The 17,051-nt window shown below is 67.0% G+C and carries 23 protein-coding genes; 4 read left to right on the top strand and 19 right to left on the bottom strand.

Annotated elements, in window-relative coordinates:
- Nucleotides 1–207 precede the first annotated feature (207 nt).
- From ABDZ36_RS14425 to ABDZ36_RS14460, 8 genes are all read right to left on the bottom strand, one after another.
- Nucleotides 208–618: a DUF8036 family membrane protein gene (locus ABDZ36_RS14425; protein WP_343749368.1), complete on the bottom strand. Its 411-nt coding sequence runs from the start codon at nucleotides 616–618 to the stop codon at nucleotides 208–210.
- Nucleotides 608–961: an ArsR/SmtB family transcription factor gene (locus ABDZ36_RS14430; RefSeq protein WP_343749369.1), complete on the bottom strand. Its 354-nt coding sequence runs from the start codon at nucleotides 959–961 to the stop codon at nucleotides 608–610. Before ABDZ36_RS14430 ends, ABDZ36_RS14425 begins: the two co-directional genes overlap by 11 nt.
- Nucleotides 958–2,115 carry an ABC transporter permease gene (locus ABDZ36_RS14435; protein ID WP_343749370.1) on the bottom strand — a complete coding sequence of 386 codons (1,158 nt, stop codon included), beginning with the start codon at nucleotides 2,113–2,115 and terminating at the stop codon, nucleotides 958–960. Before ABDZ36_RS14435 ends, ABDZ36_RS14430 begins: the two co-directional genes overlap by 4 nt.
- Nucleotides 2,112–2,777 (bottom strand): ABC transporter ATP-binding protein, encoded by a 666-nt coding sequence (locus ABDZ36_RS14440; protein WP_211312882.1) that lies wholly within the window; start codon nucleotides 2,775–2,777, stop codon nucleotides 2,112–2,114. The genes ABDZ36_RS14435 and ABDZ36_RS14440 overlap by 4 nt, the downstream gene beginning before the upstream one ends.
- Nucleotides 2,774–3,982: a hypothetical protein gene (locus ABDZ36_RS14445; RefSeq protein ID WP_211312881.1), complete on the bottom strand. Its 1,209-nt coding sequence runs from the start codon at nucleotides 3,980–3,982 to the stop codon at nucleotides 2,774–2,776. Before ABDZ36_RS14445 ends, ABDZ36_RS14440 begins: the two co-directional genes overlap by 4 nt.
- 180 nt (nucleotides 3,983–4,162) lie before the next feature.
- A complete protein-coding gene (locus ABDZ36_RS14450) occupies nucleotides 4,163–4,579 on the bottom strand; it encodes a DUF8036 family membrane protein (protein ID WP_343749371.1) in 417 nt (138 codons plus the stop codon).
- Nucleotides 4,569–4,868, bottom strand: a complete 300-nt coding sequence (locus tag ABDZ36_RS14455; RefSeq protein ID WP_211312880.1) for an ArsR/SmtB family transcription factor — start codon at nucleotides 4,866–4,868, stop codon at nucleotides 4,569–4,571. The genes ABDZ36_RS14450 and ABDZ36_RS14455 overlap by 11 nt, the downstream gene beginning before the upstream one ends.
- 53 nt (nucleotides 4,869–4,921) lie before the next feature.
- A complete protein-coding gene (locus ABDZ36_RS14460) occupies nucleotides 4,922–5,440 on the bottom strand; it encodes a PadR family transcriptional regulator (RefSeq protein WP_211312879.1) in 519 nt (172 codons plus the stop codon).
- An 89-nt stretch (nucleotides 5,441–5,529) separates the two neighbouring features.
- On the opposite strand from ABDZ36_RS14460, the gene ABDZ36_RS14465 reads away from it, so the two are divergent.
- Both ABDZ36_RS14465 and ABDZ36_RS14470 read left to right on the top strand, forming a co-directional pair.
- The gene (locus tag ABDZ36_RS14465; protein ID WP_211312878.1) at nucleotides 5,530–5,886 is read left to right on the top strand and encodes an ArsR/SmtB family transcription factor; all 357 of its coding nucleotides are present in this window, start codon (nucleotides 5,530–5,532) and stop codon (nucleotides 5,884–5,886) included.
- A 4-nt stretch (nucleotides 5,887–5,890) separates the two neighbouring features.
- A complete protein-coding gene (locus ABDZ36_RS14470; protein ID WP_211312877.1) occupies nucleotides 5,891–6,187 on the top strand; it encodes a DUF7521 family protein in 297 nt (98 codons plus the stop codon).
- Here ABDZ36_RS14470 and ABDZ36_RS14475 read toward each other — a convergent pair.
- The 3 genes from ABDZ36_RS14475 to ABDZ36_RS14485 form a co-directional block, all read right to left on the bottom strand.
- On the bottom strand, nucleotides 6,184–7,497 hold the full coding sequence (locus ABDZ36_RS14475; protein WP_211312897.1) for an MFS transporter: 1,314 nt from the start codon (nucleotides 7,495–7,497) through the stop codon (nucleotides 6,184–6,186). The genes ABDZ36_RS14470 and ABDZ36_RS14475 overlap by 4 nt on opposite strands.
- Before the next feature lie 227 nt (nucleotides 7,498–7,724).
- A complete protein-coding gene (locus tag ABDZ36_RS14480; protein WP_425545323.1) occupies nucleotides 7,725–7,976 on the bottom strand; it encodes a hypothetical protein in 252 nt (83 codons plus the stop codon).
- Nucleotides 7,977–8,038: 62 nt separating this feature from the next.
- Nucleotides 8,039–8,581 carry a SprT-like domain-containing protein gene (locus ABDZ36_RS14485; protein ID WP_211312876.1) on the bottom strand — a complete coding sequence of 181 codons (543 nt, stop codon included), beginning with the start codon at nucleotides 8,579–8,581 and terminating at the stop codon, nucleotides 8,039–8,041.
- 80 nt (nucleotides 8,582–8,661) lie between these two features.
- On the opposite strand from ABDZ36_RS14485, the gene ABDZ36_RS14490 reads away from it, so the two are divergent.
- A complete protein-coding gene (locus tag ABDZ36_RS14490; RefSeq protein ID WP_211312875.1) occupies nucleotides 8,662–8,946 on the top strand; it encodes a DUF8113 family protein in 285 nt (94 codons plus the stop codon).
- 2 nt (nucleotides 8,947–8,948) lie between these two features.
- Here ABDZ36_RS14490 and ABDZ36_RS14495 read toward each other — a convergent pair whose 3' ends face one another.
- The 8 genes from ABDZ36_RS14495 to ABDZ36_RS14530 form a co-directional block, all read right to left on the bottom strand.
- Complete coding sequence (locus tag ABDZ36_RS14495; RefSeq protein ID WP_211312874.1) at nucleotides 8,949–9,698, bottom strand: CehA/McbA family metallohydrolase; 750 nt, start codon at nucleotides 9,696–9,698, stop codon at nucleotides 8,949–8,951.
- A gap of 45 nt (nucleotides 9,699–9,743) precedes the next feature.
- Nucleotides 9,744–10,658 (bottom strand): phosphoribosyltransferase HisG-related protein, encoded by a 915-nt coding sequence (locus tag ABDZ36_RS14500; protein WP_211312873.1) that lies wholly within the window; start codon nucleotides 10,656–10,658, stop codon nucleotides 9,744–9,746.
- Between the two features lie 69 nt (nucleotides 10,659–10,727).
- Entirely contained in the window at nucleotides 10,728–11,555 is an 828-nt protein-coding gene (locus tag ABDZ36_RS14505; protein ID WP_211312872.1) for an MBL fold metallo-hydrolase, read from the bottom strand.
- Nucleotides 11,556–11,596: 41 nt separating this feature from the next.
- Nucleotides 11,597–11,785 carry a DUF7576 family protein gene (locus tag ABDZ36_RS14510; RefSeq protein ID WP_211312871.1) on the bottom strand — a complete coding sequence of 63 codons (189 nt, stop codon included), beginning with the start codon at nucleotides 11,783–11,785 and terminating at the stop codon, nucleotides 11,597–11,599.
- Nucleotides 11,786–11,862: 77 nt separating this feature from the next.
- Nucleotides 11,863–12,678: an ABC transporter permease gene (locus tag ABDZ36_RS14515; protein ID WP_211312870.1), complete on the bottom strand. Its 816-nt coding sequence runs from the start codon at nucleotides 12,676–12,678 to the stop codon at nucleotides 11,863–11,865.
- Nucleotides 12,671–13,570 (bottom strand): ABC transporter permease, encoded by a 900-nt coding sequence (locus tag ABDZ36_RS14520; RefSeq protein ID WP_343749373.1) that lies wholly within the window; start codon nucleotides 13,568–13,570, stop codon nucleotides 12,671–12,673. Before ABDZ36_RS14520 ends, ABDZ36_RS14515 begins: the two co-directional genes overlap by 8 nt.
- The gene (locus ABDZ36_RS14525) at nucleotides 13,570–14,676 is read right to left on the bottom strand and encodes an ABC transporter ATP-binding protein (RefSeq protein ID WP_211312869.1); all 1,107 of its coding nucleotides are present in this window, start codon (nucleotides 14,674–14,676) and stop codon (nucleotides 13,570–13,572) included. The genes ABDZ36_RS14520 and ABDZ36_RS14525 overlap by 1 nt, the downstream gene beginning before the upstream one ends.
- Nucleotides 14,676–15,812, bottom strand: a complete 1,137-nt coding sequence (locus ABDZ36_RS14530) for an ABC transporter substrate-binding protein (protein ID WP_211312868.1) — start codon at nucleotides 15,810–15,812, stop codon at nucleotides 14,676–14,678. The genes ABDZ36_RS14525 and ABDZ36_RS14530 overlap by 1 nt, the downstream gene beginning before the upstream one ends.
- A gap of 165 nt (nucleotides 15,813–15,977) precedes the next feature.
- Between ABDZ36_RS14530 and dph2 the strand changes: the two genes are divergently transcribed.
- Nucleotides 15,978–17,012: a diphthamide biosynthesis enzyme Dph2 gene (gene dph2 / locus ABDZ36_RS14535; protein ID WP_211312867.1), complete on the top strand. Its 1,035-nt coding sequence runs from the start codon at nucleotides 15,978–15,980 to the stop codon at nucleotides 17,010–17,012.
- Nucleotides 17,013–17,051 lie beyond the last annotated feature (39 nt).

Consider the following 17,051-nt stretch of genomic DNA (forward strand, 5'->3'; position numbering starts at 1 on the left):
TCACCCTTCGGGGTCAAGCCCCGAGGCACTCGCCTTGCTTATTTGTAGAACGGGCCGGTGTCGAGGCGTTCGTCGAGATAGCGTTCGAGACGCGCGGCCTTCGGGTTCTGATCCGTGCTGGTCTGCGACATCACGATGTCGATTCGAACGCGTCCGGTAAGTACGACCGCCGAGAGTGGCCCCGACTGGGGCCCAAATCCGCCCCGACTACGTGTTGCTCTGGTAGTAGAGGACGAGCGCGGCCACGCAGGCGAACAGCTCCGGCAGGAAGGTGAACGGGCCGATGGGCTGGAACGGCCCGAAGCCGAGGAGGAGCGGGACGAGCGGGTTCGCGGTCGCGGCGTAGAGGAGTAACGCGACCGTGAACAACAGGAGGCCGCGGGTGAACCCCGTCGGGACGTCGCGGTAGAGTCGCGCGTACACGACGACCAGCGCCGCGAGCAGGACGACGGCCAGCGTCGCGAAGAAGAGCTTCAGGCGGACGAGGACGCCGAAGACCCCTGGCGGGTAGAACGGGATGAGGAACGCGGGGAGCGCGAACACGACGCCGGCCGCGATCGCGGTCGCGACGACGAACAGCGCCGCGGTGCGGCGCAGGGCGACGCGGTCAGTCGACATCACGGTCCTCCGTCGTCTCGCCGTTCGCTCCGCTGGCATTCAGCTCGTCGGCGGTCGCCCCGCTGGCGTTTGCACCGGTAACGTGCGGGGCGATGCGCTCCGCGGGGAAGTACATCTGCCCGTAGCGTTCCCCGGCGGCGGTGACGGCACCGCGCGACGTCAGCCGGCGCAGGTGGTGGGTGATCGTCCGGTAGTGGAGACCGAGCACGCTCGCGAGCTGGTTCGCGTTCCGCGGGCGCTCGGCGAGCGCGTCGACGACGCGCCGGCGGTTCTCGTTCGCCGCGATCCAGTCGATAAGGCGGCGGGTGTGCTCGTCGGCGGACGCGTCGTCGCGCACGCTCACCCTCGCAGCGCCTCCACGGGCGAGTCGTTCGCGGCCTTCCACGCGGGGTAGATCCCGCTCAGCACGCTCGCGAAGACGGCGAACGCGAAGCCGTACACGAGGTATTGCGCACTCGCCCACTGGAAGACGCCGGTCGCGTCGCCGCTGACCACCTGGAACATCACCATGCCGACGGCGAGCGAGCAGGCCGCACCGAGGAGGCCGCCGAGCGTCCCGAGGAACGTCGCTTCGGTGAGGATCATGCGCAACACCTCCCCACGCCTGATTCCGACGGCGCGCAGGACGCCGATCTCGCCGCGGCGTTCGACGGTGCTCATCAGCATGACGTTCAGGATGGCGACGCTCGCGACGACGAGCGAGATGCCGCCGATACCGAGCAGCGCGAGCTGCAGCGTGTTCAGGAAGGAGTTGATCTGCCCCTGCACGCTGGCGTAGCTGGAGACGCGCAGGATCTCCTCCTCGTCCCGGCCGTCGCTGTTGAAGTGTTCGTCGAGCGTGTCCGAGATCTCGGTCGCAGCGTCGCCGCTCTCGGCGATGATCGTCACGCTATCGTAGTGATCCTGGTCGGCGAGCCCGGAGATCGGGATGACGAGTTCGCCGCGCCCGCCGCCCGGCCCGAAGCCGCTACTGGAGTCGATGAGCCCGACGACCCGGTAGAGATGCCCCTCGTACTCGACCGGGTCGCCGAGTTCGAGGCCGAGTTGCTGGGCGGTGCTGTTGCTGAGGAGCGCGCCGGTCTGTAAGCGCTCGGGGGCGGTGCCTTTACTGACGTCGTAGAGCGCGGCGGCGTCCGTCACCCCGGTCACGCTCACGTAGGCTTCCTTTCCGCGTGAGGAGACGGTCGTCGAGTTCGACTTCTGTGGGATCACCTCGGCGTCGGTGATGATGCTGCGGATCTCCTCGACCTGCTCTTCGGTCACGCCGTCGTAGTCGCTGTCCTGGCCGGCCGAGACGGACACCTGGTTCGTCAGGCTTCCGAGGTTCGACGTCGCTTGCTGTTGGAGGGCGACGCCGGCCATCCCGAGCGAGGAGATGGCGACGACGCCGATGACGATGCCGAGCGCGGCGAGCGCGGTGCGCATCCGGTTGCGACCGAGGTTCCGCCACGCCATCATCACGCTCGGGAAGCGCCAGAGGGCGTCCGCGACGCTCACTGCTGGATCACCCCATCGACGATTCGGACCGTGCGGTCCGTGTAGTCGAGCATCTGGTCGTCGTGCGTCACGGCCACGACAGCGATGTTCTCCGTCTCCTTGAGCCGCGTGACTTCCTCGAGGATCGTCCGCCCCGTATCCTGATCGAGGTTGCCGGTCGGCTCGTCCATGAGGAGGATGTCGGGTTCGTTGATGAGCGAGCGCGCGATGGCCACGCGCTGTTGTTGGCCGCCCGAGAGCTCGTCGGGCGTGTGATCGAGGCGGTCGCCGAGGCCCACTCGCTTCAGCAAGTCGATCGCCCGGTCGCGCCGGTCGACCGACGTATCCCACACCGAGGGGAGCTCGACGTTCTCGACGGCGCTCAACATCGGGAGGAGGTGGAAGTCTTGAAAGACGAACCCGAGGTTCGTCCGGCGCTTCTCCGTCAGTTCGTCCTCGGTGAAGTCCGTGACGTCGTCGTCGTCGAGGAGGACCGTCCCCTCGGTCGGCGTGTCGAGCAGGCCGATAATGTTGAGCATCGTGCTCTTCCCGGAGCCGGACGGGCCGATGATGGTGACCATCTCGCCCCGGTCGGCGTGGAAGTCGACGCCCTTCAGCGCCGTGACGGTCTGTGCCCCACTCTCGTAGCGCTTCACGACGTCGTCGAGTTCGATGACGCTCATTGGCTGCGCCAACGGTAGACGAGCACTGCGGCGACGAGGACGACGACCACGCCGCCGCCGATGAGCAGGAACGGCGGGCCGCCGCTCGACTCGCCCGGCGGGCCGCTTCGTCCACCGGTGTTCTGGCTCGTGCTCTCGCTTGCGCTCACAGCGTTCGTCCCGCTCACGTCGACATCGACGATCGTGGAGTGGCGCTCGCCGTTGGCCGAGTATTCGAGCTGGACCGGGATGCTCTCGACGTCGCCGGAGACGCTCGCGGACACCTCGAACGTCGCGAACTCGCTCGTCTCGACCTCGCCGACGTAGTACGAGTTCGTCTCCGAGATCCCGCTCGCGTCGACGACGCTGACGACGACCGAGCCCGCGTCCGCGCTCCCGAGGTTCGAGGCGTCACCGCTGATCGTGTAGCTCCCGGCGCTCCCGGAGACATCGAGGCCCGTGATGGCCATGTTGCCGGCGTTTTGGGGCGTGTACCGGAGCGACGTGTTCGTCGAGGTGCGTTCGTCGGCCGCGGTGTAGTGCGCGACGAGCGACACGTTCCCCGAGGGGATGTCCGTCCCGTCGAACGTCACCGTCTTTTCGCTCTGTGCCGTGACGTCGGCGACGGACGCCCGCGCGACGGTCTCGCCGTCGACGATCGCGTCGATGCGTGCGTCCTCAAGGTCGACCGTCCCGTGCTCGGCGAGCGTGGCTTCGAGGACCGACGAGCCGTTCGCGACGGTCGCCGTCGCGCTGAGGTCAGCGTCGATCGTCGCTTCGTCGACGTCCACGTAGACCGGCTTCTTCACGACGAAGACGCTCCCATTTGACACGGTCCCGCGGATCGTGACAGTGAGGCGTTTCTCGCCGGCCGACTCGAACGCAGTCGAGAACGGCACGGTGACCGACGTGCCGGGACCGAGCGTCCCGACGTCGTCCGCGGTGACGAACGTCGAGGGACCACGGACACTCACTTCGGTTATCTCCGCGCTTTCCGTGCTCGCCTCCCCGCTCTCGAACGTCGCGGTGATCGTCGTCTGCTCGCCGACGACCGGGTCGTCCGGCTGGACGGTGACGTTCCCGACGGTGACGTACGCGCCCACGGACGAGTCGGCCACGGTGTCGCTGCTCGTGACCGCTGCGGACGCCGCCGGTGCGAACGCGGCCAGCGCGCTGACGACGACGAGGGTGGCGATGGCGAGGGAGCGAATGCGGCGATCCTTCATACGCGCCACCACCGTCGCGTGCCTCGCCAGCGCAGGTCGCGTGCCGTTCGACTGCTCGATTCCATCACGTCCGTTTCGCACTGCGTGCTCACGATCGGGTGGTCGGACGCGAGGGGTTTAGCGCTTTACCGACATTCGACGCGAGTCGGTTCCAGATGAGGCCCAAATTCGGCCCGTCTCTCACGTCTGGCTCTGGTAGAAGAGCACGACGACGGCGACCCCGACGAAAAAGTTCGGGAGGAAGGTAAAGGGGCCGAGTCCGGTGATCGGCGGGAACCCGAAGGCTAGCGGGACCAGCGGGTTCGAGGAGAGCGCGTACAAGAAGAGCGCGATGCTCGTGATGAGGAGGCTGAGCGTGTACTTGTTCGGGAGGTCACGGTAGAGGCCGACGTAGGCGACGACGAGCGCCGCGAGGAGCACGAGGTTGAACGTCGAGACCGCGAACTGGACGCGGACGAACGTCTCCACGATCGCGTGGTGGTCGATGGGCGGGGGCATCGGGACGACGGGGAGTGCGATCCCGGCGACGACGCCACAGATCGCCGCGACGACTGCGACGGCCGCGGTCTTCGTCAGCGGCGCGAGCTCACGCGCCATCGGACTCACCCTCGATATCTGCTTGGTCGGCGATCTCCTCGAGGATGTCGAGGTTCTCGCTCATTCGATCGGTCAGGAAGTACATCTTGCCATAGTTGTCTCCACTCGTTGTGACGACGTCGTTTTCTTCGAGCACCTCGAGGTGGTGCTGGACGGTCTTGTAATTCAAGTCGAGTTCGTTCGACAGCTGGTTGGTGTTCATCGGGCGCGCCTGGAGCGTCCGAACGATGCGTAGACGGTTCTTCCCGCCGCGAGAACCGCCGATGAGCCACCAGAGCAGCTGTCGCATCGCTCCAACGTCCACGTCGCGGGGAGGAAACAGTTACGTCTCGACGGCGCGCGTCAGTCGTCGACCGTCGCGAACACCGCGTCATCGGCGAGGGCGTGCTGGAGCACTCGCCCAATAGCGAGATGTTGGGCCATCGTCGCGCGGATGCGTTCGCGTGCGTCCGTCTCGTCGGCGACCGTGTACTCCTTCGTGCGCACCATCTCGTGAACGTCGACCGCCCCGGACTCCTCCAGCCCGTGGAGGCGGGGATAGACTGTCCCCGGGCTCAGATCGGCGTCGAACGCCTTCGCGAGGTCGTCCATCAGTTGCTTACCGTGCGTGCCGTCGCTTCGGAGCGCGATGAGCACGAGGAGGAGCTCGTCGAGGCTGTGTTTGACCGTGGCCTCGTCGAACACGAACCCCGCTTCGATACCCTCCGTCGAGTGGAGGGCGTCCAGGAGCCGCGCGGGCGAGGCCTCTGCCGACGGCCTCGGACTCCGCCCGCTGCCGAGTTCGCGGAGCAGCGTCTCGACGCTGGCGCTCGCTGACCCTGTTCCGCTCGACTCGCCGTAGTGGCCCGTCGTCCGCTTCATGTATTCGCGTTCGACCCTCTCCAAATTAAGGGGGGGAGTGTGGTTTCAGCGTTTGAGAAAGCTTAATCCAGCCCGACGGTGACAGACGAATGGTGCACTCCGAGCGGGTCGGTGATCTCCTCGACGCTCTCGGTGACGCGCGCTCGCGAGCGGTGCTTGCCGCGCTCAACGACGAGCCGCGTTCGGCGAAGGAGCTGGCGGACGCCCTCGACGTCTCGCTGCCGACGGTGTATCGGCGTCTCGATACGCTCGAGGAGTCGGATCTCGTCACCGCACAGATGACCGTGGCGGACGACGGGAACCACTACAAACGCTACGCGTGTGCGTTCTCGGCGCTCTCGATCCGCCTCGACGACGACGAGTACGTCGTCGATGTCCACCACGAAGAGGGGCTCGCGGATCGCTTCAGCGACCTCTGGACGGAGCTCGGCGGCGGAGAGGAGTAAGTTTATGCGCGCGCTGGCACACCCTCTCGTCGTGACATCGCTCGCGTCGTTCGTCCTCGTCGCCGTCCGGCTGGCGACGTTCGCGCTCACGCTCGGGCTGACACTCATCAGCTTCCGGGCGTACCGGCGTTCGAGAACGCGCCGACTGGAGTACGCCTTCGTCGGCTTCGCGTTCGTGAGCATCGGCATCGGCCTCACCGCGCTGGCGGATCAACTCCCGGTCGGCCCCGTCTTCGACATCGGCGCGACGCTCCCGTTCCTCGTCGGGTTCGCCACGCTCTACGTCTCGCTCTACCGTTAGTCGCTGGCCGTGGCGCTCGCGGTCTCCGTCTCGTCCGGTTTGACCGTATCGGAAACCTGCGTGTAGACGAGGGCGGCACCGAGGAGGGCGAGCAGGCCGCCGAGGACGAACGGCGTGGCGTACGAGATCGTGGCGAGCGCGCCGGAGGCCAGCGGGCCGATGGCGACGCCGAGGCCGAACGCCATCGTGAGCACGGAGAGCTGTGTCCCGGATTGGCCCGCACGAGCGTAGTCGCCGGCGAGCGCCAGCGCGGGTGCGAAGACGGCCGCACCAGCCACTCCCTGAATGAAGCGCGCGAGGACCATCATCCAGGGCTCGGTGACGAACCCCTGCACGGCCGTCGCGGGCGCGAGCAGGAGGAGCCCGTAGAAGATGAACGGTTTGCGCCCGTAGCTGTCGCTCGCGGAGCCGATCGGGGCCTGCAAGAGGACCTGCGCGAGGACGAACGCCGCGAACTCGATCCCGAAGAGGAAGGCCGTCTGATCGAGGCGCGCGTTCACGTCCGCCTCGATGGCCGAGAGCAGCGCGATCCCGATAGCCATGAACAGCGAGGCGAGCCCAAGCGTGAAGACGGGATCGAGGAGTTTGCCCTCGCGTTCGTGATCGAGGACGGCAATGGAGAGTTCATCGCTCGCGTCCGCCTCGACGCGCTCCGGATCGCTGACGAGGAGGGCGACGAGAGCGATACTGACGAGAGCACCGCCCGCAGCGATAGCGAACGCGGCGTTGTAGCCGCTAAGCGAGATCGGGCCGAGTGCGTATGGGCCGCCGTGGACGAGGCCGCCGGCGACGACGGGCCCGAGCCCGAATCCGAGCAGGCGGAAGGTGTTGAATACGCCCATGTTGTTCCCGCGGGTGGCGTCCGTCGCGAGCTCGTTGACGAGCGCGATGGTCGCGGGGACGGTGAACGCGACGCCGAACCCCTGGATCGCCCGAATGACGAACAGGCTGACATAATTGCCCGCGAAGGCGTACGCGACGTTCGTGACGGCGAGGACGCCGAGCCCGAAGAGCACGAAGACGCGGCGCTTGCCGACGCGATCCGACCACCGGCCGGTGAACGGTTGGCCGAAGCTGTTCAGGAAGCCGAACATCGAGAGGACGATCCCGACGGCGAGGCTCTGTGCGAGCGTGACGTCGACCCCGCCGAGGCCGACCGTAATGCCGGACCCGCCGCCGCCGATGACGTCGGCGATGTAGAGCGGGAGGACGACGATCAGAAAGGAGTTGCCGAGCGAGTCGGCGGCGCGCGCGAGTGCGAGGACGAGGACGCGACGATCGACCGCGAAGAGCCGCTGGATGTACGCGATCGGGTTCACGTCGCACCTCCAGGGTCCGGTATCGAAGGCGTCACTGTGGAGTCGTAGACGGACATACGTAGGTACTAACTCCTCGGTCAGCCGCCTGTAAAAGCCGTGCGGCCCCGGTAGCTCAGTCGTCCGCGGGGATTGCGCCTGTGACCACCGTGGCGTCGTCACTGACGGCGACCACGACGACGCCGATCGCGACCGCGCAGAGGAGGGCGCAGCCGAGGTATTCAGCCGGATAACCGTACGCCGTCGCGATCGAGGAGCGCGCCAGCGGGCGCGTTGACGACCATCCGCGTCGCCCGGTTGATCGCGAGGATCACGCCGACGATGAGCGCGGAGAACCCGAGGACCGAGCCGAGCCGGGGGAGCGTCGGGAAGGCGACGCCGCCGACCATCCCGCCGAAGAAGACGCCGACGACGAGGCTGGCTACGACGGTTCGCGTGTCGCTCCCCCCGTCGGGCGCGGTCGCAGCGAACATACTTACCGGTTAGTCAGTCGGGGTTGTAAGCGGACGGATTCGGGCACGCACCCGCGCGCCGTCTATCGGCAGTCCTCGACGGCCAGCGGGGCGTCACAGCAGCCCGTCCGGTACGCTGCCGGCTCCTCGACCGTCGGACACCGCCGGTAGCGCCGGCCGACGACGGTCTCGCAGTCCGTACAGCGGAGCCGGTACGCCGGATCGGCGAACGGGGGACAGTCGAGCGGGACGCCGAGGTTGTCCGCACGCTCGCGGAACGCCGGTCCGTGGTCGGTGACGCCGTACGCCTGTACCTGCTCGACGTGGAGGAGTTCGTGTTCGAGGACGCCGCGGAGCGCCGCCTCGTCGAACGATTCGGCGGCGCGGACGGCGAGCGTCACCGTCGCCTCGCGGTGGATCCGCGTGCGCTCGCTCCACGCCGGCTCGACACCGACCGCACCGTTCGGAAGCGGCGTGTAGCGACACGCCCCCGCGCGGCGCTTCGCGCGCGACGAGACGGCGTACGAGACGAGCGCGGGATCGACGTCGAGCGCCAGCGTATCGACGGCTCGACGGGTCTCGTAAGCCATCCACCCGCGCAGGGCCGCGGCGTCCGTGAGGCGCATACCCCACGGTGGCGCGTCCCGGTACTTGAACGTTCGACCGGAGTCCGTGGCCTTTTCGCCACCCGGACCGAAGCGCGGCCATGAGCGACAGTTCGACGACGGAGTTCGACGAGGTACGCGAGCAGGCGATCGAGGCGCTCGAACGCGACGACCTGCGCTCGGTCTACGTCGGTATCCTCGACGCGAGCGAGGAGAATGAGTTCTTCTTCGGCAACGAGACGGAGGACCCCCACGCGCTCCAGCGGACGGCCGCGACACAGCTCGGGATGCTCTGTCGCGTGCTCGCCGATCAGTCCGACCTCACCGTCGAGCAGGTGGCGAACCTCGCTGCGGAGCGCGCGAACGAGCTCGGCGTCCAGCGCTGAGATCAGTCTCGCATGGAGACGGGATAGGCGGGCACGAACGGCGCGTGCGAGGTCGCCATGAAGACGCTTTTGCGGACCGCCCCTTTCGCGTACTGGCTCGCGCTCCGCCGCACCGGCGTCCGCCCACCCTCGACGCCGGTCGCACCGTCGCGGATGGCGGCGACGACGTCCGCGTAATCGACGTTCGCGGGCGTGTCGGGGCCGGGAACATCGACGGCCGTGTACGCCCGGCCGACGTTCATCAGGTAGTGTGCGTCGCTCGACCCGACGCCCGGGAGCCCCTGCGAGCGCGCGAAGCGCCGCGCCCGGCGGTTGCGATACCCCGTGAACAGCATCGAGTTGTAGACTTCGATGGCGTCCACCGGGTGCTCGCCGTCCCGGGGTGTGAGGTGGCGTCGCCGGACGCCATGGCGCGAGCGCTGGAACGGGTGGGGCGCGATGGCGACGCCGCCGGCGTCCCTGATCGCGGCGGCAGTTTCCCGATATCCCATCCCGGGGTCGGGACACTCGGTGACGCCGACGGCGAGGAGGTGGCCGTGTTTCGTCGAAACTTCGACGCCCGGGACGCCGACGAGGCCGTAGTCGGGCGCGAGGCGCGCCGCGCGGAGCGACGCGTCGATCTCGTCGTGATCGGTGACGACGATCCCGTCGAGGCCGATGTCGGCGGCGTGCTCCAAGAGCAACTCGACGGGTTCGTGGCCGTCGTATGAGGCGTCCGAGTGGACGTGGAGATCCAGTCGGAGTGTGGGCATGCGTGGACGAAGGAGGTCCCGACGTATAGCGTTTCGTCCCGCGGGTCAGGCGACCGGCAGCTCGGTGTCGACGTCGGCGGCGACGGCCTCGCGGACGCGTTCGAGCGCGTCGGCGCTCCCGTTCGCCGCCAGTTCGCTCACTTCGCTCGCGTTCTCCATGAGCACCGTCTCGCTCGGGAAGAGGCGCTCGCCGAGCGTCAGGCCGTGTTCACGCGCGGTCGAGCCAGTGACGGTGAGGTAGACGCCGAGGCCGACGTCGGCGATGGCGGCCTCCTCCTCGACGCCGTCCTCGGGGTAGACGAAGTCGACCCCATCGAGGGCCTCGAGGCCGACGACGGCTTCGACGAGCCGCTCGTAGCGCGGTGAGATACAGAGCGGCCCCTCGTAGGCGTCGAGGAACGCCCGGTCGAAGGTCTCAGTGTCGAAGGCGACGGCGTCGCCCATCAGCGTGTGATAGACGGTATCGCCGATGCCGGTGACGACGCGGACGTCCGTGTCCTGCGGGTCGATCCGCTCGTTGACGTCGGCGATGGTGGCGAGCGGTTCGCCGCGGAGGCCGACGACCTCCTCCAAAACGAGGTCGGCGCTGTCGAAGCCGAGCGCGAACTCGTGTTTGCGCAGCGCGCGGAACGGCTCTTCTCGTCCGACCAGTCGGACGGGGACGCCCGCGACGTCGAGCGTGAGGGTGTCGAAGACGATCCGCCGGGGTTTGCCCGCGCGGTCGTCGCGCAGGAGGGTGTAGTCTGGCCGGTAGGGATCGTCGGGGTCGCTGTACTCGGCGAGGCGCTCGTAGACGCCCGCGGCGGCCGTCGCGTTCCCCTTCGTGACGGCCTTCTCGCGGCGGAGCGTCTCGGTCACGTCGTCGACGACCCGCTGTGCGTCGGGATGGCCCGCGAGCCGGTCCAAGACGGCTTCGAGCGGGCGACCCTTGCGCGGGACGGCGACGGTGACTGGCTCCATCGTTGTTGGACGAACGGGACGCGGGGGCTTTTGTGTTTCGTGAGGATACGTCGCAGGGCGCTTGCGCCCTCAGAGCGAGAAGCGATCGCCGATCTCGACGAGTTCGAGGGTGGTTGGGTACGTGAAGCTCTTCGCGTGGTGATGGAGCACTTTCGGGTCCGCGGTGAGGCCCTTCCACATGTCGTAGTGCGTGGGGACGAGCCGGTCGAGTTGGAGGTCGCTCGCGCACTCGACGATCTGGTTCTCGTCGTTGTACCAGCGGGTACGTTTGGGCTCCCGGGTCTCCTTATCGGGGACGTTGCCCACCGTTCCGAAGGCGAGTGCGCCCGCGTCGATGTCGAATCGCTCGCCGAGCGCGCTGAAGGAGTCGCTTGGCTTGCTGTCGCCGGTGTGGAAGAACGTTCCGGCGTCGTGCTCGAAGACGTAGCCGACCGGGTGGGCGGCGTCCGGGTCGTGCGTCTCGACGACGTGGACGGTGAAGGAACCGATCTCGACGGTGTCGCCCTCCGTCACTTCGTCGAACTGGTCGTCCGCGACGCCGTAGTTGATCGGCCACTCCTCGTCGTCGACGACGGCGAGCGACTCGTCCGGCCCGTAGAAGGTCGCGCCCGTCGTTTCGAGGATCGGGGCCTGGCTCGGGCCGTGGACGTGGTCGGTGTGTTCGTGGGTCGCCAGCACGGCGTCGGCGGCGACGACATCCTCGGGGTTGAACGGCACCGGGATCATCCGCACGGTCCGCGGCGGGTCGCCCGTGCCCAGATAGGGGTCGACGAACACCGTCGTCCGGTCGCTCGCTTTCAGCACGAAGCCGTTACAGCCGAGATACCAGATGTCGACGCCGTCGGGGTCGGCGTCGGCGACGGCCTGTGGCAGCCAGTCTTCCCAGTCGCTCTCCATGACCGAATCTGTGCGTGCCCCGATCCTAAGCGTTCCGACCGCTAGTCGCTGGCCGCACCGTATGCGTCGTGACAGTCGTCGTCGCAGAACGCCAGGAAGGAGAGCGTGCCGTCGTCGTCCTCGACCGTTCGGACGGGTTGCCATGTCTCGCGTTCGAGTTCGCGCCCGCAGTGCGCACACTCGTCGAAGGCGACACCCGTTCCGGTCGGTTCGGTATCCCGCGTCGGCATTCGTCATCCTGTTCTGCCGTCTCGGGATTAACCCCGCTGGCTGGATAGCCAAGCCAGTCAAGTAGGCCCGCCGGTCGCTAGAGGTGCTCGGCGAGCCACTCGATGTTCATCAGCGCCGCGGAGACGAGCACGCCGACGATCGAGATGGCGACGAGGAACGCCGAGACGACGCTCACGAGCGGCGTCAGCGACGACTGGAGCGACGTCCACGCGAGGACGGGGACGGTCTGTACCTCGTAGCTCTTGAGGAACAGCGCCATGATGAACTCCTGGAGGCTGACGATGAACGCCACGACGGCGGAGATAACGACGCCGCTGCGGACGTTCGGCAGGACGACGTGGTAGAAGACGCGGCTGGGTGACGCGCCGAGGTCCATGCCGGCGTCTCGGAGATCCCAGTCGAAGCGAGCGAAGACGGACTGCATCACGAAGAAGACGAGCGGCGTCGCCCACAGCGTGTGAGCGACGACGATGTTGAGGTAGGTGTTCCCGAAGCCAATCCGGTTGAAGTAGATGAGCAGCGTCAGCCCGATGACGACCGGCGGCAGCAGGAGCGGCAGGATGATGAGTGGCGGGAGGACGCGCGCGAGCGTCGAGTCCGAGCGCTGCACGGCGAGTGATCCCGTCACGCCGAGAGCGGTCGAGAGGACTGACGCGCCGACGCCGATGACCAGACTGTCGCGGACGGCGCTCAGCCACTCCGCGCTCGCGAAGAACTGGGTGTACCACCGGAGGCTGAACTCCTGTGGCGGGAAGGTGAGATACTCCCCCTGTTGGAACGACGTGACGAACACGACGACGATGGGGAGCATGATGATCGCGAACACGAGCCAGTAGCCGGCGCGAAAGAGTACGTCCTCGATTCGCTCGCGCGTCGACTCGACGTCAGACACCCTCGACACCCCCGACGGAGCCGGTGAGCAGGCGCATCACGCCAAGTGAGACGACGAGCATGGCGGCGAGCATCAGGAGGCTGAACGCCGCGCCCGTCGGGTAGTCGAACTGCGTGAGCATCAGGCTCTCAATCTCCATGGCGAACGTCGTCTGCGCGCCCGAGCCGAGTTGGGAGGGGGCGGCGTACGCGCCGACGCTCCACGCGAACGAGACGACGGTCGCGACCGCGATGCCGGGGAGCGCCTCGGGGACGACGACTTCGAGGAACGATCGCGGGCGGGACGCGCCGAGATCGCGGGCGGCCTCGACGGTGTCCCAGTCCATCGTCGAGAGCACGCTGTAAATCGACAGTACGGCGTACGGGAAGACGATATACACCTGCCCGATCACGGTGCCGACGAACCCCGGCGCGAACTGGATCGGGCTCCCGATGAGTCCGACGCCGAGCAAGACGTCGTTCAGTACGCCGTTGGGCGCGAGTAGCGGCCGCCACGCGTAGGTCTTCACGACGAGTGTCGTCAGTAGCGGGAGGATAATCGAGAACAACAACAGCGACTTGCGAAGCCCGTCGGCCCGGTAGGCGGCGTACGCGTAGAACAGTGCGAGGAGCACGGCGATGACGGTCGCGATCACGCCGAGCTTGAAGGAGAAGACCACGAGTTCGCGATAGAGCCCCGAGGAGAGGACGGCCCGGTACGCGTCAAGGGTCCACGCGGGCTGGTAGAAGCCGGGGTCCGTGTTCGCGTTCAGACTCATCCGGACGAGGATGAGGAACGGGACGACGAAGAAGACGAGCTCGAACGCCGCCAGTGGCCCGATGAGGAAGACGTTTCGTGCGTTCTGCCGTTTGATCCGCTCGCCGAGCCACGCGAACATAGACTCGGACGTCACTACGCCACCCCCCCACCGACCCGTGAGCCGTCGGCGGCGAAGGCGAGAAGGTCGTCAGGGTCCCACGACACGGCGATCGCGTCGCCGACCGCGAAGTCGGTCTCCGCGCCGACGCTCTGCTCGAAGAACACACGTTCGCCGGCGCTCTCGACGTAGAACCGGACGGACGACCCGCGGTAGAGGACGTCCGTGATCTCGCCGATGATCGACGGCCCCGCGTCGTCGGTCGCGTCTGCGTGTTCGACGTCGAGCTCCTCGGGGCGGAACGAGATCGTCAGATCGTCGCCGGCGTCGATCGCGCCGTCGCCGGTCGGGACGGTGATTTCGGTCCCAAGTGCGGTGTCGGCGACGACGCCCGTCTCCGCCGTCTCCGAGACGGTCGCGTCCACGAGGTTCGTGTCACCGAGGAACTCCTCGATGAAGAGACTCACCGGATCGTCGTACACCTCGCGGGGCGCGCCGACTTGCTCGATCTGTCCGTCGTTCATGATGCCGATGCGGTCGGCGAGCGTGAACGCCTCGTTCTGGTCGTGCGTGACGTGGACGAACGTCGTCTCGACCTCGTCATGGATGCTCCGCAGCTCAAGTTGCATCTGCTCCCGTAGGCGCTTATCGAGGTTCGAGAGCGGCTCGTCGAGCAGGAGCACGTCAGGCTCGATGGCGAGCGAGCGCGCGAGCGCGACACGCTGTTTCTGCCCACCGGAGAGGTCCGTCGGGTCGTGGTCCGCGAACCCGCTCATCTCGACGACCTCGAGCATCTCGCGGGCACGCTCGTCGCGCTCCGACTCGTCCACGCCGTCCATCTTCAGGCCGAACGCGACGTTCTCCAGGACGGACTTGTGCGGGAAGAGCGCCCACGACTGGAACACCATCGACGTCTCGCGTTCGTAGGGCGGCTGGTCGGTCACCCGGTCGTCGCCGATGTGGACGTCGCCGTCCGTCGGGGTTTCGAGGCCGCCGAGCATGCGCAGCGTCGTGGACTTCCCACAGCCCGACGGGCCGAGTAGACAGAGAAGTTCGCCGTCGTCGATGGACAACTCCAGACCGTCGACGGCGGTGAGGTCGCCGTACTCCTTGCGGAGGCCGCTGAGTGTGACAGACGCCATTAGCCCTGCGTCTTCAGCTGCTTGAACTTGTTCGAGAACTTCTCGGAGTAGGGCGCGACCTGCTCCCAGCGCGGCAGCGCCATCTGCTCGGCCTCCTCGGCGGTCGTCGGGAGATAGTCGCCGAGGTCGCCCGCGTACGACATCTCCTTCGACGTGAAGAACAGCGGGTGGTCCTCCGACCACTTGCTCTGCACTTCGGGGTCGAGGAGCATGTTGATGAACTCCTCGCCGAGCGTGCGCTTGTCAGTGCCGCGCACGACCGCCCAGTTGTCCATGTAACCGGCGTTCGCCTTCGGCATGGAGAAGGAGATGTCCTCGTGGTTCTCCATGTCGTAGTAGACCTGCCCGAAGTACCACTGGGCGGCGTCGATGATGCCGTTACGGAACTGCTGCCAGATATCGGTCCCGGAGGCCGCCCACCCCGTGATCGGCCACGCTTCGAGCGTGTTGATGAGCTCGTCGTGGTACTGTTCAGTGTAAAGCTCGCCCGCGCTCGGGGCGGCGTCCGTGCCGACGGCGGCACCGAGCAGGGGATAGATCCAGAAGCCGGAGTCAACGCCGACGCCGGCGGAGTTCTGCACCGCGCCGTTCGTGAAGTCGCTCCATGTCTTGACCGGCTTATCGAGGCTGTTCCGGTAGAGGATCGTGAGCGGTGCGCCGTCCGCCGGCGCACCGTGCGAAATCGGGCGGACGTTCTTGTAGTAGTCGTAGACGCCCTCGATGTTCGGGATGTTCTCCTCGTAGCGCAGCGGCTCGAAGAGCCCCGCGTTCCGACCGTTGTAGTAGATGGGTTCGCACGTCACCGTGACGTCGAACGGCGGGTCGTCCGGCGGTGCGGATTTGATCTTCGCGAGGAGGCTGTTCCACCCGGTGTTCACTTCGAGTTCGGCGTCGAAGCGTGACTCGAAGATGGGCTTGATGGCCTGTTCGAATCGCTCGCCGTAGTTGCCGCTCCACGCCGTCACGCGGAGGGTGGGCGTGCTGTCGCCGCCGCTCCCACCCATCCCGCTACACCCGGCCATCGCCGTCGTGGCTGCCGCGCCGGCCACGCCGAGGAAGGCCCGTCGGTTCACCGCGGAGTGACCCGTATCACCTACGTCATGCTTCCCGCTCTGCGAGCGCTGATGTTCGGACACGCCGTGTACATACGCCATGTTACTGAAAAGCGCACTGGCTCTCCCTGTTATTCGGGAACAGTACACAGTAATCGGGCGAGCACGATCGGCGCGTGGACGCGTCGCACGCGGCGGCAACCCCACGAAACGCCGGGGTTATACGGCCAGATACTGTACCAGCGGCTAATGAGTCAGGACGAGCGGTCGGCGGGCGATCTCCGGAACACGGGGCTATCGCTGCGACACGACCGGACGTGGGACTACGAACTCGAACGGATCGTGGAGGCCGTCGAGGAACGCGACGCGGAGAAGGTCGGGATGCAGTTCCCCGAGGGGCTCAAGCGCCGCGCCCCGCACGTCACGGACGACCTGCGCAAACTCCTCCCCGACGACGTGCGCGTGATGATCTCCGGGAAGCCCTGCTACGGCGCGTGTGACCTCGACACCTACATGATGCGCCGAACGGACGTCTTCGTCCACTTCGGGCACTCCCCGATGAAGGACTCGGAGAAGATCATCTACGTTCCGCTCTTCTCGAACGTCGAGGTGACGCCGATCATGGAGGACGCCCTCGAAGAACTCGAAACCGGGGACGTCGGGCTCGTCACGACCGCCCAACACATGAACAAGTTCGAGGAGATGCGCGAATGGTTGGAGGAGCGCGGCTTCACCGTCCACACGCGCCGCGGCGACGAGCGCCTGACCAACGAGGGACAGGTCCTCGGTTGTAACTACGCCTCCGCGGACATCGACGCCGACCAGGTGCTCTACGTCGGCGGCGGGAAGTTCCACCCCGTCGGGCTCGCCATGGAGCACCCCGAGAAGAACGTCGTCATCGCCGACCCCGTGAACAACGTGGTCACGATCGCCGACCACGAGCAGTTCATGAAACAGCGCTACGCGTCTGTACACAAGGCGATGGACGCCGAGAAGTGGGGCGTCATCTTCTGCACGAAGATCGGGCAGGGCCGCTGGGAACAGGCCAACGAGATCGTCGAGAACAACGACAACGCCTACCTCATCACGATGGACGAGGTGACGCCGGATCGGCTTCGGAACTTCGACATGGACGCCTTCGTCAACACGGGCTGTCCGCGCATCACCACCGACGACGGCCCGCGCTTCCACAAGCCGATGCTGACGCCCGGCGAGTACGAGTGCGCCGTCGGCAACAAGCCCCTCGACGAGATGGAGTTCGACACCTTCCACGGGACGTGGTGAGTGTGGGTCCGTAGGAGCCACGGTACAGCGAGCGCGGAA

Source organism: Halarchaeum salinum (genome assembly GCF_039520965.1).
Classification (GTDB): Archaea; Halobacteriota; Halobacteria; order Halobacteriales; family Halobacteriaceae; genus Halarchaeum; species Halarchaeum salinum.